The organism is Mesorhizobium sp. M1A.F.Ca.IN.020.06.1.1 (assembly GCF_004023265.1).
Classification (GTDB): domain Bacteria; phylum Pseudomonadota; class Alphaproteobacteria; order Rhizobiales; family Rhizobiaceae; genus Mesorhizobium.
Genome location: NZ_RZSR01000028.1, coordinates 1 through 14,982, shown reverse-complemented (window position 1 = coordinate 14,982; position 14,982 = coordinate 1). Strand labels below are relative to the sequence as shown.

The following is a 14,982-nucleotide window of genomic DNA, read 5'->3' as shown; positions in this document are numbered from 1 at the left end:
GTAGGAATATTACTCGTCCCGCTTTTGCCGCCAGAGGCGGAAATCTTTCCTGAATGCCACCGCCGATCATCAATATCGACGAATCATATCCCGCTGCCCATTTGTTCGACTCCGAGGTCGGGCCAGCACTCCGTCAAGGGACGGTTGATGAACCCTAGATGCTCGGGATTGGCGCATGGCGCGCGCCGCAGAAGGCTGTCAAGGATGCGGCGCGCTCGCCAGGCCAGCAGCCCAAAGTTCGGATCAGCCAGCCCGCGCTGTCCAAGGCAGGCGTTCTGAACGAAAAGGCGTCGGTCTCGCGGTCCGTCCCAGTACACCGAAAAATCCTCGCCGATGGCGAGCTCATTGCCGATCTGTTCGAGGCGATCTGCGATCGGTTCTAGGAAACCCGGCAGCGGTTTCTCGTACCCGGTGGCCAGGATGACGATATCGGCGGTTACTTCTCCGATGTTGTCCAAGCCGCGTTGCAGCGTGAGCCTGTGCCCTGCTCCGGCATTGATGCAGCGCGACACGTTGCAACTTGGCCGCAATGTGATCTCGCATTGGTGTGGCTCGAGAAAGGCGTGGTGGTAGAGCGCCTGATAGACCGCGCGCAACTTGCTTTCTGAAATGCCCTCGGAGGCAAGCGCGAAACGCCGCAGGCACAGCTGTCGATGCACCTCGCTCATCGCAGCAAAGCGATCCGAGAAGCATGGCGTGAACAGCCCGTTTGTGAACGCGTGGTCGTCGAAAGGCATCTCGCGCGTCAAGACCCATGTGATCGCCGCGGGCCGCCGTTCTTTCGGCCGGCCGACAAGGTGCAGTAGCAGCTCGGCTCCCGACTGTCCGCCGCCAACAACGCAGACATGCTTTTTTTGCACCTCAGGATTGATGTGGGCCAACTCAGATGAGTGGAACAGGTTGGGTCCAGTCCAGCCATGAAACTGAGGCGGAATTTGCGCCTGCTTGCCTATGTCGATGACGAGGTTTCTTGCATCAAGGACCGCGTTGTCCGTCCGCACGCGAAACTCGCCGTCAAAGCGGATTTCGCGAACGGCCTCGCCGCCACGGACAAGCGGATTCTTCTGGAACGCCCAGTTGAGATATTGGGCGAACTCGGCTCTAAGCACCCCGTGAAATTGCGCATTGAGGAAATTGTAAAGACGCCCGTTCTCGTGGAGGTAGTTTACGAATGTGTAGGCTGATCGCGGATTGACCAGAGTAACCAGATCCTGGAAGTGGCCGACCTGGAGCTCCGCGCAATCGAAAGCGCTGCCTGGATGTCCTCGGAAATCGACCTCCCGGTCCAGGAACAGTGCCCCTTGCGCAATCTCTTCCTGTATCTGACACGCAAGGCTCAAATTAGATGGTCCAGCACCCACACCAATACAAAAGAGGTCCACTTATCCTTACTCCTCTAGGAGTGTTTTCCAACTCAGCGGCATGTTGACGTCGATTGCCGGGCATTGAGCAATGCGAACCTCACAGGCATGCTTGAGCCGCGGTCCCGACTGAGAGGACAGCAAAAGCGTGTGCCGCCTTCCAGGTCTTGGGCTCAATGTCGGCGGCATCGACAGCGGCGCGGCGTGATCCGAACCCAAGAGCAGAAGGAAAGTGTGTGATGCTGTCGCGCGGCTCTTCCGGATCTTACGGCGGCTTCTAGCGCCGGCCTCCACCCCAGGAGTGGCTGTTTCCCTGCCACGACGGAAGCGGCTCTTTCTTTCGAGGGGCGTAACCATGGATAACGGCTCTTAATGCTTTCGGAGACTCCCATGCATGCGGCGTGCCGGATAAAGACCTGTCAAACCAACGAGTTCGCGCAGTTCCAGCTCGTCTGGAATCCGACATTGTCGCACGCCCGACGATCGGGCAGGGGAAGCTCCGCGGCAGCGGCCCTTGCACACCGCAGGCTGACAGGGACAGCCGCCGATTTGACGCGCGTCCGGGTACTGATAAGGGGCCTTCCAACAGGGTTCGCGCACGAGGCGGGGTCTCCTGGTACACCCGCCCTGTGGCTTGGCTGCGGTCTGCTGCAGCCGTTCGTCTTTACTGCCCGTTGCGGACGATCTCGCACGAGTTGGTTCACGAGAGCGTCGTGAAGCAGTCGAGGCGTCCGGTTTGGCTCTGACAAGCGTCGCAAGATGTTCGCGGATCCAGCCATGTCTCCGCAATCCGACCGGTAACCGACGACGACTTCGGACTGGTTGGCGGTCCTACGACCTGATCGGTGTTCCTACGGAGCTGATCAGCGAGCCAAAAACAGCGGCAATGTGGTCTTCCCAAAGCTCCAGCTCGGCGGACCGCCGAAAATCCGCTCACGCAGCCCACGGCTGCCATAAGCACCCATAACCATCATGTCAGCACAGATGTCGTTCGCGTGCTGGGTCAGCACTGTGCCCGCCGATTTGCCGGCGCTCTTAAGCAGGTCAACGGAGACCCGAGCACCGTGCCGAGTAAGATAGGCAGCGATGTCAGCTCCAGACTGCGCGCCTTTCCCGTTGTTTTGCGCCTTTGGATCGACCATAGCGACACAGACTTCCTTGGCAGCGGATAGGATACTAAGAGCTTCCCGAACCGCACGCGAGGCCTCTACACGCGAATCCCAGCCGACCAGCACGCGTCGAGGCGACAGCGTCGCCTTAACGCCCTTCGGCACGATGAGCACCGGCTTTCCGCTATCGAACAAGCAGCCGTTGACAACAGGAGGTCCGAGAGTCTCATCGTTGAGGAGGTCTCCTCCAACGATCGTCAGGTCAGCGCAGAGCGCCCGCTGTCGTGCCACTTCACCGAGGCTAGCCGGATCGCAATAGTCGGTGTCAACGTCACAGGAAAGCGACATAGCTTTCAGCCTTTTGAGGATATCCGCGGACCGTCTTTCCATTCTGGTCACGTCCTGTGAAAATTTCTCGATTTGCTGAAATCGATAGTTCGGTACTGCAATTGCCTGTGCACGTCCTGTATTCCATTCGGGGGGCGGAGACGACATCAAGAGCAATGGAGGCGGTATAATGAGTACCGATAGGTGCGCGCCGACCTCGGCACACAGTCCGGCAGCTGTTGTGAGGTCCTCATCAGAATGATCAGCACCCGTCACACTGAATATGCTTTTAAATTCCATTTGCCTGCTTCTCCTGGTCTTCGTTAGGAGCGCCTCAAAGCGGCAACACCGCTCTCAGGAGGAAGAGAGAGCGGCACCACGTTCGATCACCGATTTCAGTCGTCCGGCTTCTCGAGCGAGTAGCCGGCCGACCTGACGGTGCGAATGACGCTGCCGGGCAAGGCCGTTTTCAGCGCCCTCCTGATTCGGCTGATATGGACATCGACGGTGCGTGCACCGACATGAATGTTGGGCAGCCAGGCCGCCCCGATAAGCTCGTCCCGGCTGAAGACCTTGCCGGGGGCCTCAATCATAAGCCGCAGCACGTTGAAATCGATCCGTCCGAGATGGATGTCGTGGCCATTACCGCGAACCCGATGGGCATCGAGCTTCATCTCCAGGCCTCCACAACAAATCCAACTGTCGTTTTCAACCCCGTTCGGACCACGCTTGGTCAGCCCGAGCCTCGCCCGCAGGCAGTCGAGCAGCTTGGCCGGAGCCACCGGCCGCACAAAGCTCTCAACGCCTGCCTTCAAGAGATCGAGGTGCTGGTGCTCGGCGCCAGGCGCGATCAGGGCGATGATAGGCAGGTCGGTGGTGCGCGGTTCCCGCTTGAGGTGGGCGCAAATTGCGGACCCGTTTATGCTGGCTGGGTCGCAATCCAGCACTACGGCCTGAAGCTCCCGTTGTTCGGCCAAGGCCAGCGCAGCCTTCGCGCCGTCTGCCGTCTCACTGCTGAAACCGTCAACCTCCAGTATGTGGCTGTAGAGCAGATAGAACTCGGCATCTTGCGAGCAGATCAGGACCAGCGGCTTCTTCATCGGCGATACCCCAACAACCTGGTCGGCCTCGAGTCCCTGGATCGAGGGGACTGGCCAACATAGTTTCTCGGGTCCGTCATGATGGCCTTTCTCGAAAATCGCGCCCATCATGCCAGCGCCACGTGGGGAAAGGTTTCGATGACTGAAATCGCATCGTCGACCAGCTTCGTACCGGCCGTGGCGAGCTTCAGGAGCGTCTCGAAGCCAAACCGGTGGACATCGCGCAGCGTTTTGGACAAAACGACCAGCCGTCCGGTCGTGAAAAGCACCCGACCAAAACCCTCATGGCTCACCTGGATCATCGGCGATGCCATAAGGCCGCAGCGCTCCTCGATCGCAAGCCCGATGGCGGCGTAGTACTTGTCGAGCCTCCACAGCACGTCGGGATCGGGATCTCCGATGATTGGGATCCCTCGGCGCTGTTCCTTGGTAATGATGAAGTCGCCCAGCAGCTCAGCGTCCGCTTTGCGTTCCCACGAGCCATAGGAATCCTGAGAACGGATCAGCCGCACGAGGCATTTGACGAACGGGGTGCAAAGAGCCGCCTCGTCTTCGGCGACAGCTGGGGGGATTGCGGGGTCAGGCATTGGCGTCCTCCTCTTTTCAGTCCTCGTCCTCGAAGGACGGTTTCTTTTCGGCAATGCCCGCTCGCGCCAGCACCTTGCGCAGCCAAGGCGGAGGACACGTCCTGAGCATCATCTGCGTGCGCAAGAGCACCTGTGGGATCGATTGGGGCTCCGCCACTTTGATCGGGTGGATTTTTGCCGCGACAAGCTTGGCTGCCGAAGGGCCGCCAATTGCCAGACAAAACAGGATCTGACAGCCCTTGAGCGCATCCACCTTTGGCGTGATGCGATCATCGCGCTCGGCCCGATGCTCCCCGCTTTCATCGGACACGTCATCGAAGGCCACGGCTTCTACGAGATTCCATTCCTCGCGCGTCACGTCGTAGACAGCAAAGCGCCTGGCCGACCCGAAATGGGCGTTGAGGTCCTGCATGTCCTGAGTGGCGATCGCAACGCGCAATGCGCCCTTACGTCGTTCAGGCATCGGGGCGAAAACCTCACTACTGACCAGCGAGAGGCGGCGAACAGCGTTCATCGTGATATTTCTCGATTACGGAGTGGATCAAGCGCCTCAGGAGTGGGCGCGTGTTGGTTGGCCTGGAAGATGCTGGCGACCTCGAAGATCATGTCGCGGGTGCCCTGATAGAGAATTGCGAGCTTGTGCTGGCTGCCTAGTCGATCGAAGACCGGGAACCCGATGCGCATGAGCGGAATTCGGAGCCGCTCCGATGCTTGGCGCCCGTGCGAATGCGTGACAAGCAGGTCAGCACCGACGGCAAGACTTTCCAGATCGCCGAGATCGCCGATCTGAACCGAAACCGCCGGGACTTTCTCGAGAATTTTAGACCTGTCGGTCGTTGTGACGGCCGCGGCTATCTCGGAGCCGAGGCCAGCAAAGAAGGTCGCAAGTTGGAACAGCTGGTCTGGTTCGGCAGCGATGGCAATTTTCTTGCCGCCGAAATGGAAATGTCCGTCGAGCATCGCGTCCTGCAATTGCGCCCGGCGCCGGCGCACGCGGGCCGGTACCGCCGCGCCCGAAATCGCAGACAGCAGCGACACGAAGCGGTCCGTGTCCTGCAGCCCAGTCAGTGACTGGAACAACACGTAAGGCACGCCGGTCAACCCGTGCAGCGCTTTCGCCGGGCGGCGCATGTGCTCACCGATGGCGATGCATTGCATGGCCGTGCCCAACTCGCGAATGTCTTCGACGCTGGTGCCGCCGTATGTGGTCGCTACCCAGCGGTCAGGAACCGTACCGTCGAGCGAGCCTGAAATGTCGGGCAGAATAACCGGCTTGAGCCCAAAGCTTTCAACCATGTCACGCATATGCTCGATGTCGGCGACAGTGAGGTTGCATCCGGGCAGGATCGCGATCTTCTTCGGCTGCCGCGCACGTTCGCCCGAGCCTGTAATCCCTTTGATCATTGCGGTGACTGCCTTGGCCCAGCCCTCTTCGATCGCGCCGTCAAAATCCGGCGTGTTGGCCAGCACGACCTCCGTACCCGCAAGCTCTTGCGTGTGCTTCAGCTTGATGTTCGCAATATCACTCGCGCAATCTTCGCCACGCGTCTCCACCAGCGCGGTCGTGCACACCCCGATCAGCTTTGGCTTCGTGCGGTTCTTGAGGTTGAGGATGGCTTCTTCAAGATGGTCGGCAGCGCCGAGGATGGTCGCCACCTCATCCATCGCTGTTGTCTGCAATGGAATCGTTTCTTTGAAGTGCCGTACGAAGAGCACGAGCGCGAAGCTTGTGCATCCCTGGCTGCCGTGGAACAGCGGCATCGCGCCGTCGACCCCAAGAAAGGCAAAGGCGGCACCCAGCGGCTGCGACGACTTCAGCGGGTTCACCGCCGCGGATTTGGTCTGGGGAAGGATGCGGGCCATCGGTCGCCTCAACACTCGCTGAACTCGTGTGCCGTCGCGCCGGCGAATTCATCGAACAGGTGCCCGGACTCCTTCTTCGTGCATGGCAGTTCGTCTTTTAGATCAGGCTGGCAATCCCACGGGGCCGGCTGGCGCACCTGAGACCAGACCGGATTGTGAATGGCGAGGTCGATCTGGCGTACGAGTTCCACCATGCCGGCATAGCCGGCATAAGGGTGCTGGCGCTCCTGGTTGATATCGAGCCAGGGCGTCTTGGCCTTGAGCGCAATGAATTGCGTGCGACCGCCCGACAGCATGATATCGGCCCTGTGTTCAGAGAGCATGGCGTACAGCTCGCGCGCAGCCATGTATTCGAACATATGCTTGTCGTGCTTGAGAACTTGTTTGATGCGCTCCTTGTCCTGCACCGTAGATTTCTTGACCGAGGTGCCGACGATCTCGATTCCGATCTCCATCAGCGCACGGACAACCGACCAGGACTTCACACCGCCTGTGTTGAGCAGCACGCGCTTGCCTTGGAGCCTTTGCCGGTAGGATTCGAGTTTCTTCCACGCGATCGCCTCCTGCTGCGCGATCAGCGTCTCCGTGCGCTCGAGGATCTCCGGATCGGCGCCCTTCCTCACCAGCAGCCTGACAAGGTTGCGAAGAGCTTGCGATGTGTCGGAGATGCCATAGAAGGAGCCCTCGAAGAACGGGATGTCCCAGCGCTCCTCCATCTTGCGGGCAAGACTGATCAGCGCGGTCGAGCACACGATCATTGCCGCCCGGGCGCGGTGCGCGGAAGCAATGTCGCGGTAACGCGCATCGCCGGGAATGCAGGCGCGCACCCGGATGCCGAGCCGATCGAGGAGCGGCTTTACAAGCCAGAATTCGCCCGAGAGGTTGAATTCGCCAAGGATGTTGATGTCGTAGGGCCCGGGGTCGTCGGGTTCGACCGTGCCGATGACATGATCGAGCAACGCCTCGGCGGCGAGCTTGTTGCCGAGGTTCTTGGAGCCTGCCAGGCCAGGCGCATTGATCGGCACCACGGCCAAACCGAACTTTTCCGTGGCGCGTTTGCACACGGCCTCGATGTCGTCACCGATCAGCGCCGTTACGCAAGTTGAGTAGACGAAGATCGCCGGCGGCGCGTATGTGTGCTTGATCTCGCGGATCGCCTTGAAGAGTTTCCGCTCGCCCTGCCCCATCACCAGGTCGAGTTCGGTGAGGTCGGTCGTGAAGCTTGTCCGCCACAAGGTCGGCCCTGACGAAACCGCACCACGGTTGTCCCAAGAATTGCCCTCGCAGGCGAGCGGCGCATGGACCAGATGCGCAACGTCGGTGATCGGCTGCAGGACGATCTTGGCTCCGTCAAAGGCGCAGCCGCCGGCTGCCGCCCCTGGTGTCAGCGACTTCGAGCAGCCCTCCTTGCGCGCCTTGGCATCTTTGCCACGGTTCTTATCGCAGGCGGGCTCATCGAAGGCGTCCTTGATTTTGGCGCTGAGGGAGGACATCGCTCAGCCTCCCCAGTCCATTGGGCAAGGAATGGCCTCGGCGAAAAGCCGGCCACGGCTCTTAGCGCGTGAGGTCATAGGAATAATCCGTCACACCCGTCTCGCTCGTCTCGCGATCGAGTTTGTCGAAGATCTTGTCGAGGATCGTCGTCAGCACGCGCAACGCGCCCTGGTAGCCAAAGAGCGCAAAGCGGTGATGATGGTGCCGATCGAAGATCGGAAACATCAGCCGGATCAGCGGCGTTCCGGTGTCGCGCTCCAGGTACTTGCCGTAGGAATTGCCGATCAAAAGGTCCACCGGCTCGGTAAAGAGCAGCGAGCGCAGCGCCCACAGGTCCTTGCCCGCCCAAACCTGGGCAGCCTTGCCGAAAGGCGAGGATGCTAGCAGCTTCTTCAAATCGGCTTCCCATGCCGAGGTGCCATTGGTGGCGAGGCAATGGGTTGGCTCGCCGCCGGTCTCCATGACAAAGCGGGCCATTGCGTGAACGAAGTCGGGATCACCGTAGATGGCGTATTTCTTACCATGCAGCCAGGATTGGCTGTCCGCCATGGCGTCTACCAGTCGGCCGCGCTCGAGGCGAATTGCCTCGGGAATCTCCTTGCCGGAAATCGCCGCGACCTCCATCAGGAATTCGTCCGTCGCCTGAACGCCGAGCGGATAGTGGAACGAGGCCGTCGCCTGCCCGACCTCCTCGCAATAGCCCAGTGTCTTTCGGGTGTTGTGATGCTGCAGCGAAAGCGTTGCCTCGGCGTTGAGGGCCTTCTTCACCTCGTTGATCTTCGTGCCCCCGTCATACATGCGGTATTCACCGTCCGAAGGCGTATCGAACTGGTCAGAGGCATCCTGGATCAATGTATAGGACACGCCCATTACATCGAGCAGGCGCTTGAGCTCCCGGTTGTTGCCGACGCAGAAGCCGTCGAAGCCCGGAATGATGTTGATGGTTCCTTCGATTTGCGTACGCTCCTGACCTTTCCAGAAGTGCTCCAAAATGCCTTTGACCATGTTGTCATAGCCGTCGACATGACTGCCAACGAAGGCCGGGGTGTGGGCAAAGGGCACGTCGAAGTCGCGCGGGACTGAATCTTCGTCCTTGGCGTTCTGGATGAAGCTGTGCAGGTCGTCGCCAATGACCTCTGCCATACAGGTCGTCGACACGGCAATCATCTTGGGGTCGTAGAGCTGGTAGGTGTTGGCGAGCCCGTCGACCATGTTCTTCAGGCCGCCAAACACCGCCGCATCCTCGGTCATTGAGGAGGAGACCGCCGCGGCAGGCTCCTTGAAATGGCGCGACAGGTGCGAGCGGTAATAGGCGACGCAACCTTGGCTGCCGTGGACGAAGGACATGGTTCGCTCGAAGCCGGCGGCAGCGAATACCGCACCCAGCGGCTGGCAGGCCTTGGCCGGGTTCACGACAAGCGCTTTGCGGGCGAGGTTCTTTTCGCGGTATTCCCACGTCTGGGTGAAATCGCGCTGATCGGAAACGATTTCATCGGGGTGCGGACATTCGAAGTTTAGCTTCTTCTCAGCGAGCATCTTTCTGTATTCCGGCTCGCGGAACAGGGGAGCGTGATCGAGAATTTTTTCAGCCGACTGCGGCATGATGATTACCTCTTTTGCATCTGGCTGCGCGGGACGGCAGCTCAGGACGTCAAGACGTTCCAGGCTCCGGCGGATCAGAGGCCGCGGGAGTTCACCGTCTCAGTGGGAGACTGGGGCTGAAGCAAATGTTTATTCGGCAGCCATCGCCCGCTCATCGCCCCGGCTTCTTTTCCAAGGCGCGTGGAATAGGTCCCAGACCGGGTTGTTAATGGCGAGATCCACATCACGTGCGAAAATGGCAAAGCCGTCGTAGCCGTGATACGGGCCTGAATAATCCCAGGAATGCATCTGGCGGAACGGTATGCCCATCTTCTGCACCGGGTATTTTTCTTTGATTCCCGAGCCGACCAGATTTGGGCGAATCCCTTCGATGAATTTCTCCAACTCATAGCCGGTCACGTCATCGTAGATCAGCGTGCCGTTCTTCACGTAGTGGCCGGTGCGCTGATAGTCGTCGCTGTGGGCGAATTCATAGCCGGTGCCCACGATGACCATGCCGAGGTCCTCGTAGGCCGTGACGACGTGGCGGGGGCGCAGGCCGCCGACATAGAGCATCACGGTATTTCCTTCCAGGCGCGACAGGTACTTGGCGATGACCGCATCAACAAGCGGCCTGTACTTGGCAATGACCTTTTCGGTCTTCTCCTCGATTTCCGGCCCAAAATGCTTGGCTATGTTGCGCAGAGAGGCTTCGATCTGGGAGGGACCGAAGAAATTGTACTCCATCCAGGCGACGCCATACTTTTCCTCCATATGCCGACAGATGTAATTCATCGACCGGTAGCAGTGGATAAGATTGAGCTTAGCCTTCGGGGCGCGCTCGATCTCTGCGAGTGTGGCGTCACCCGACCAGTTGCCAACCACGCGCAGCCCTATCTCCTCAAGCAGTATGCGCGAGGCCCAGGCATCGCCGCCGATATTGTAGTCGCCGATGACGTTGACGTCGTAGGGGCCGGCCTCGAACTTGACATCCTTTTTGTCGAAGACCCAATCCCGGATTGCATCATTGGCGATGTGGTGGCCAAGCGACTGCGAGACGCCGCGGAAGCCCTCGCAGCGTACCGGCACGATCGTCTTGTCATACTCCTTGGTCTTTTTGCGAGAAACGGCCTCGGTGTCATCGCCAATCAGGCCGATAGGGCATTCGGACTGCACGGTGATGCCGTTGTTGAGCGGAAACAAGACTTCAATCTCGTCAATGATCTGTTCCAGCTTCTTGTCGCCGCCGAAGACGATGTCCTTCTCCTGGAAATCGGAGGTGAACTGCATTGTCCCGAACGTGTCGACGCCCGTTGTACCGACGTAGTAGTTGCGGCGCTGCGACCAAGAATATTGGCCGCAGCCGACCGGGCCGTGCGAGATATGGACCATATCCTTGACTGGCCCCCACACCACGCCTTTCGAACCAGCATATGCACAGCCGCGAATCGTCATCACCCCGGGAATGGACTTGATGTTCGATTTGACGTCGCATTCGGAAAGGACCTCGCTTTCCCCGCCAGCCTCGTTGCCGCTCTTTGCGACGTTGAGGTGCTTCTTGCGGCGCTTCGCCGCCTTGTCGGGATAATGCGACAGCACCTCTTCGATAAGCTTCGCATGAAGAGCACCGTCATTCTCGTATTCCCGGCTCATGAGTCCCCCTTTCAAGGTTGGGTGACGCCTCAAAGAATAGGCGCCGTTCTCTGCAAGGCGCGCCGATTCATGGCAGCGCTAATGTCACTACTGGGCCGCCGCCTTCGCCGCTTCCTTGGAGTGAAGCTCGGCAAGCATCTGCTCGTCGGTCTTCATGATGCCGAAGTCGAGCAGCATCTCCTCCAGCTCCTCCATGGTGATCGGCGTCGGGATCGTACCCTGGCCCGAATTGGCGTGGATCTTCTCGGCCAGAGCGCGGTATTCCCCTGCCTGCTTTGAGTCCGGCGCGTACTGGATCACCGACATCTTCCTGAGTTCGGCATGTTGGACGATGTTGTCGCGGGGCACGAAGTGGATGAGCTTGGAATTCAATCGGCCAGCCAGTGCTTCGGCCAGATCGAGTTCGCGGTCGGTTTGACGTTCATTGCAGATCAGCCCGCCCAGCCGCACACCGCCCGAATGGGCATATTTGAGGATGCCCTTGGCGATGTTGTTGGCGGCATAGAGCGCCATCATCTCGCCGGACATGACGATATAGATCTCCTGGGCCTTGCCTTCGCGGATCGGCATGGCGAAGCCGCCGCATACCACGTCGCCGAGGACGTCATAGGAGACATAATCGACATCGTCATAAGCGCCATTCTCCTCGAGGAAATTGATCGAGGTGATGACGCCGCGGCCGGCGCAACCGACACCCGGCTCGGGGCCGCCGGACTCCACGCACTTGATGCCTCTGTAGCCCACCTTGAGCACGTCCTGGAGTTCGAGGTCTTCCACCGAGCCTTCCTGTGCGGCGAGATCCAGGACGGTATCCTGAGCTTTCGAATTCAGGATCAAGCGTGTGGAATCGGCTTTGGGGTCGCATCCTACGATGAGGATTCTCTGCCCGAGGTCGACAAGGGCAGCGAGCGTATTTTGGGACGTGGTGGACTTGCCGATGCCGCCTTTTCCGTAAAAGGCGATCTGACGCAGACCTGACATAATAGCTTTCCTTCCTTCGTTCTAATTATCGCGACTGCCCGCGACACAAGTGCCGATAGGCAGCTCGTGCCGCCTCACACCAAGCATCGCAAAAAGCGTACCAGCGTGATCGGCCGATCCCAGAAGAAACTTTGTCATTAAATTCCAGCCGCTTAGACGGCGGCAAAACGCGCGAACGGGCCTTTCAGGCGTCTGTCACGGACACGACAAAGCCGACACAGATTGTCGTGCGCCATCCAAACCGCCGTGTGTCGAGCTCGAAGCGGGAGAATGGGGAAGTTAGCCCAAAGCTGATGGCGAGACCATCGGAAGACATCGGCTCTTGTCTTTCCAGCCTGCCATTGATCGGGCGGTCGCTGGATGAGCAGGAGCCTGGGGCTTGACCGCGGCGCGGGTAGTTCAGGCAGGCTTACAGAGCGGGAACGCCGGCGGCCGATAGACATCCGCGCTTAACCTTTCATAGCCCGTCTACAAGTTGGTTCCGCCGACGCGCTATATGGAAGCCAAATAATTCAGTAGCTTAGCCGAGAGCATTGATTTTTTCAGAAAGATACGTGTTATACGCGTATGAACCGCCGAACCCATGGTCGGCGCCCTCATGCGCGTGAGACCCCGTTGTGGGCGAGGCTCGCGACTGGCTGCACGATCCTAGCCGGCCTGCTTGCCATTGAGTTTGGTCCCGCCGCGGTAGGCTGCGGCATCAAGGGCAACATCAGCTACAACACTGGCAAGAAGATTATCACGTTCTTGGACAGGAATCTTACTGGGAGACACGCATCAACCTATTGAAGGGCGAGCGGTGGTTTTGTTCAGAGGAAGCTGCACGAAAGGCGGGCGGGCGGGCTTCGAGAGGTTAGTGTCGCGGCAGCTTGCAGATCTGCCCACGGGGCCGCCACGATCGCAAAGTGTGTACAAAAGCGCCCTCTCTGCCGAACTGAACAGTGCTCACGGCCATAGCCTCGGATGAGCCCGACTGGCTTGACCTCTGCATGATGAGAGCAGCTTTTACACCAGGTGCGCAGCACATGTCTTTAACGAACGCATCGTCTTCAAGAATATAGAGAGCAATTCGGAAAACCGAGTAGTTGGCGGCGAAGCTAGGAGAAGGTATACACTACCCTCTTGTTACCCCAGAGTAGAACGTGCAGCTGCGGCAAGACGCGGGCTTCGAACCACCTGTCGCTGGTCACCTTTTCTACCAGCGGTTCCATGCGCATCATATTCCGTCGGACTCGACAGAGACGTCTTCATTACCACGGCGGGGCGGCGTGTGATTGCCGGGTTGCAGACAAACCTCGCCGCGACGTATTTGGGACGAGTGGTGTCGGCACCGAATCCCTATCATTTAGACTAGCCAGCTTGGGGAGCGCCGTCAGACCGCCAGACCGGAAGAGGAGGCTTCGCGCCAACTTGTGCCAAGAATGTTGGACCGTGCGGAACCGCTGGGGCGGCGCTCAACTCTGGCGCAGGATGAAGCGTCGATTGGGTGAATGAATAGGGCGCGCGTTCGACGGGTAGAGTGAGGCAAATCGCTGGATGTCTGCCGGATCAACGTCAACCGGTTCCATCGCCACCATCCACTCGACGTTTTCGGTGCACGGCGGCGTCGTCAGTGAGCCCTCATAAGTCCAATAGCCAAGCGAGGCTGGCAGAAGCCAGTTGGGATTCACCTCGTCGATCGTCACCTCCCCATTCGGCAGTTCGGGAAAGGCCGCAGCAAGGGCAGCAAAGCTGGCATTTGTCGCGCCGGGCGTTAAAAAGACGCCCAGCACGCCCAGAGTACCACTTTGCGTGTCCTTGTGAACGAAATGCACCTCCATCGGGAAGCTCTTGCCCGCCACGTGATGTTCGCTTGGCGCATGGAAATGGAACTGTACCAGTTCGTAGACACGATCGCCGCGGGTCAGCGTGCTGCCTTGTGGCATATTGATTTGAATGGTGTGGCCGTTGTTCACCATATTGCCGCCGCCCTTGTGCCAGCCGATGGCGATATGCGGGATATCCGCCTTGACCGCGCTGTTGATATTGATCGGCGATTGCTGCGTGCCGGCAGAGCATACGAAATTTTCCTTATCCAGATCAGCCCAGTGCTCCGGTCCGACCGGACCGGTGTACCCCCAATGGGCACTGGTCGCTTGGGCGGCTTGAACGCAAATCCGGCATGCGCCGAGCGCAACCAACCCTTTGATCAGGTGACGACGATACATATTACTTTTGCTCCTCTTGCGAACTGATGTTGGTGGCTGCCCTAATGGACGCGTGATGGCCAATCGGCGCGGCCAGTATTGTCCTTTGCAACTGATAGATGCCCGCACGCCTTGGCGTGCTTTCATAAGTGCGGCTGCCGTTTCTCGGCTGGCCGGCTTCTGCAGCCCGCAGCGGGGGCAGTTTCAACCAGCTAAACGATAAAAAATTTTAGCAGACCAGCGCTTGACCCCCGCCGCAAAGGCACAGGCGAAGGTGATCACTGCGCGGCTGCCGTTCGCGCCGGAGGCCGCATCGCTATACTTTACACTCGCTGCCCAAGGAGACGCAGGCGACCCCAATACGTTTTCATCGCTACTCCCGACGCAGCCGACCCACGCCACGAAAACGTTGCTATATTTCACGTTGGGCCAATGAGGAAATCGATCTTCTTTATGGAAGGCATTTGCGCAATGGATGCATTCCCATGCTGACAGTCGTGCGTCAGGCCGGACAATGAGATACATCGATAAGAGCTGGACAAGGATGAGGGGATGACGTGCTTGCGACGGAGCAGGTGGGGCGAGAAGGCCAGTTCTTGCGGATTTCAACTTTGCGTGACGACAGCTCATCGGAGTCAAGGTGACACACGCCGGCAGCGGGGTGTCCGGGCGGTTTCCAACCGCACAATCGCGAGACCGCTGACGCGAACAAAGCTCGGCTGTACTCGGCACGCGAAGAG

At 59.3% G+C, this 14,982-nt stretch carries 11 protein-coding genes and 1 pseudogene; all 12 read right to left on the bottom strand.

Annotation, left to right across the window (positions count from 1 at the left end; all coding sequences use genetic code 11):
* Window positions 1-83 precede the first annotated feature (83 nt).
* The 12 genes and pseudogenes from EOA60_RS02685 to EOA60_RS02625 all read right to left on the bottom strand — a co-directional run bounded on the left by EOA60_RS02685 (window position 84) and on the right by EOA60_RS02625 (window position 14,263).
* Entirely contained in the window at window positions 84-1,382 is a 1,299-nt protein-coding gene (locus EOA60_RS02685) for a SidA/IucD/PvdA family monooxygenase (RefSeq protein ID WP_128311045.1), read from the bottom strand.
* Window positions 1,383-2,224: 842 nt separating this feature from the next.
* Complete coding sequence (locus EOA60_RS02680; RefSeq protein WP_063169369.1) at window positions 2,225-3,097, bottom strand: universal stress protein; 873 nt, start codon at window positions 3,095-3,097, stop codon at window positions 2,225-2,227.
* 95 nt (window positions 3,098-3,192) lie between these two features.
* On the bottom strand, window positions 3,193-3,897 hold the full coding sequence (locus tag EOA60_RS02675; protein ID WP_224571202.1) for a response regulator transcription factor: 705 nt from the start codon (window positions 3,895-3,897) through the stop codon (window positions 3,193-3,195).
* A gap of 107 nt (window positions 3,898-4,004) precedes the next feature.
* Window positions 4,005-4,484, bottom strand: coding sequence for a NifX-associated nitrogen fixation protein (locus EOA60_RS02670; protein ID WP_024505267.1), 480 nt, complete (start codon window positions 4,482-4,484; stop codon window positions 4,005-4,007).
* 16 nt (window positions 4,485-4,500) lie between these two features.
* Entirely contained in the window at window positions 4,501-4,998 is a 498-nt protein-coding gene (nifX, locus tag EOA60_RS02665) for a nitrogen fixation protein NifX (RefSeq protein ID WP_063169371.1), read from the bottom strand.
* The gene (gene nifN, locus EOA60_RS02660) at window positions 4,995-6,347 is read right to left on the bottom strand and encodes a nitrogenase iron-molybdenum cofactor biosynthesis protein NifN (RefSeq protein WP_024505265.1); all 1,353 of its coding nucleotides are present in this window, start codon (window positions 6,345-6,347) and stop codon (window positions 4,995-4,997) included. The genes nifX and nifN overlap by 4 nt, the downstream gene beginning before the upstream one ends.
* 8 nt (window positions 6,348-6,355) lie before the next feature.
* Window positions 6,356-7,840, bottom strand: coding sequence for a nitrogenase iron-molybdenum cofactor biosynthesis protein NifE (gene nifE, locus EOA60_RS02655; protein WP_024505264.1), 1,485 nt, complete (start codon window positions 7,838-7,840; stop codon window positions 6,356-6,358).
* 61 nt (window positions 7,841-7,901) lie between these two features.
* Window positions 7,902-9,443 carry a nitrogenase molybdenum-iron protein subunit beta gene (gene nifK, locus EOA60_RS02650; protein ID WP_024505263.1) on the bottom strand — a complete coding sequence of 514 codons (1,542 nt, stop codon included), beginning with the start codon at window positions 9,441-9,443 and terminating at the stop codon, window positions 7,902-7,904.
* A gap of 129 nt (window positions 9,444-9,572) precedes the next feature.
* Window positions 9,573-11,075 carry a nitrogenase molybdenum-iron protein alpha chain gene (gene nifD, locus EOA60_RS02645; protein ID WP_024505262.1) on the bottom strand — a complete coding sequence of 501 codons (1,503 nt, stop codon included), beginning with the start codon at window positions 11,073-11,075 and terminating at the stop codon, window positions 9,573-9,575.
* Between the two features lie 87 nt (window positions 11,076-11,162).
* Complete coding sequence (gene nifH, locus EOA60_RS02640; protein WP_024505261.1) at window positions 11,163-12,056, bottom strand: nitrogenase iron protein; 894 nt, start codon at window positions 12,054-12,056, stop codon at window positions 11,163-11,165.
* A 1,097-nt stretch (window positions 12,057-13,153) separates the two neighbouring features.
* Window positions 13,154-13,350 (bottom strand): annotated as a pseudogene (locus tag EOA60_RS38700) (7-carboxy-7-deazaguanine synthase QueE); the annotation flags it as partial.
* Between the two features lie 160 nt (window positions 13,351-13,510).
* Window positions 13,511-14,263 carry a carbonic anhydrase gene (locus tag EOA60_RS02625; protein WP_063169372.1) on the bottom strand — a complete coding sequence of 251 codons (753 nt, stop codon included), beginning with the start codon at window positions 14,261-14,263 and terminating at the stop codon, window positions 13,511-13,513.
* Window positions 14,264-14,982 lie beyond the last annotated feature (719 nt).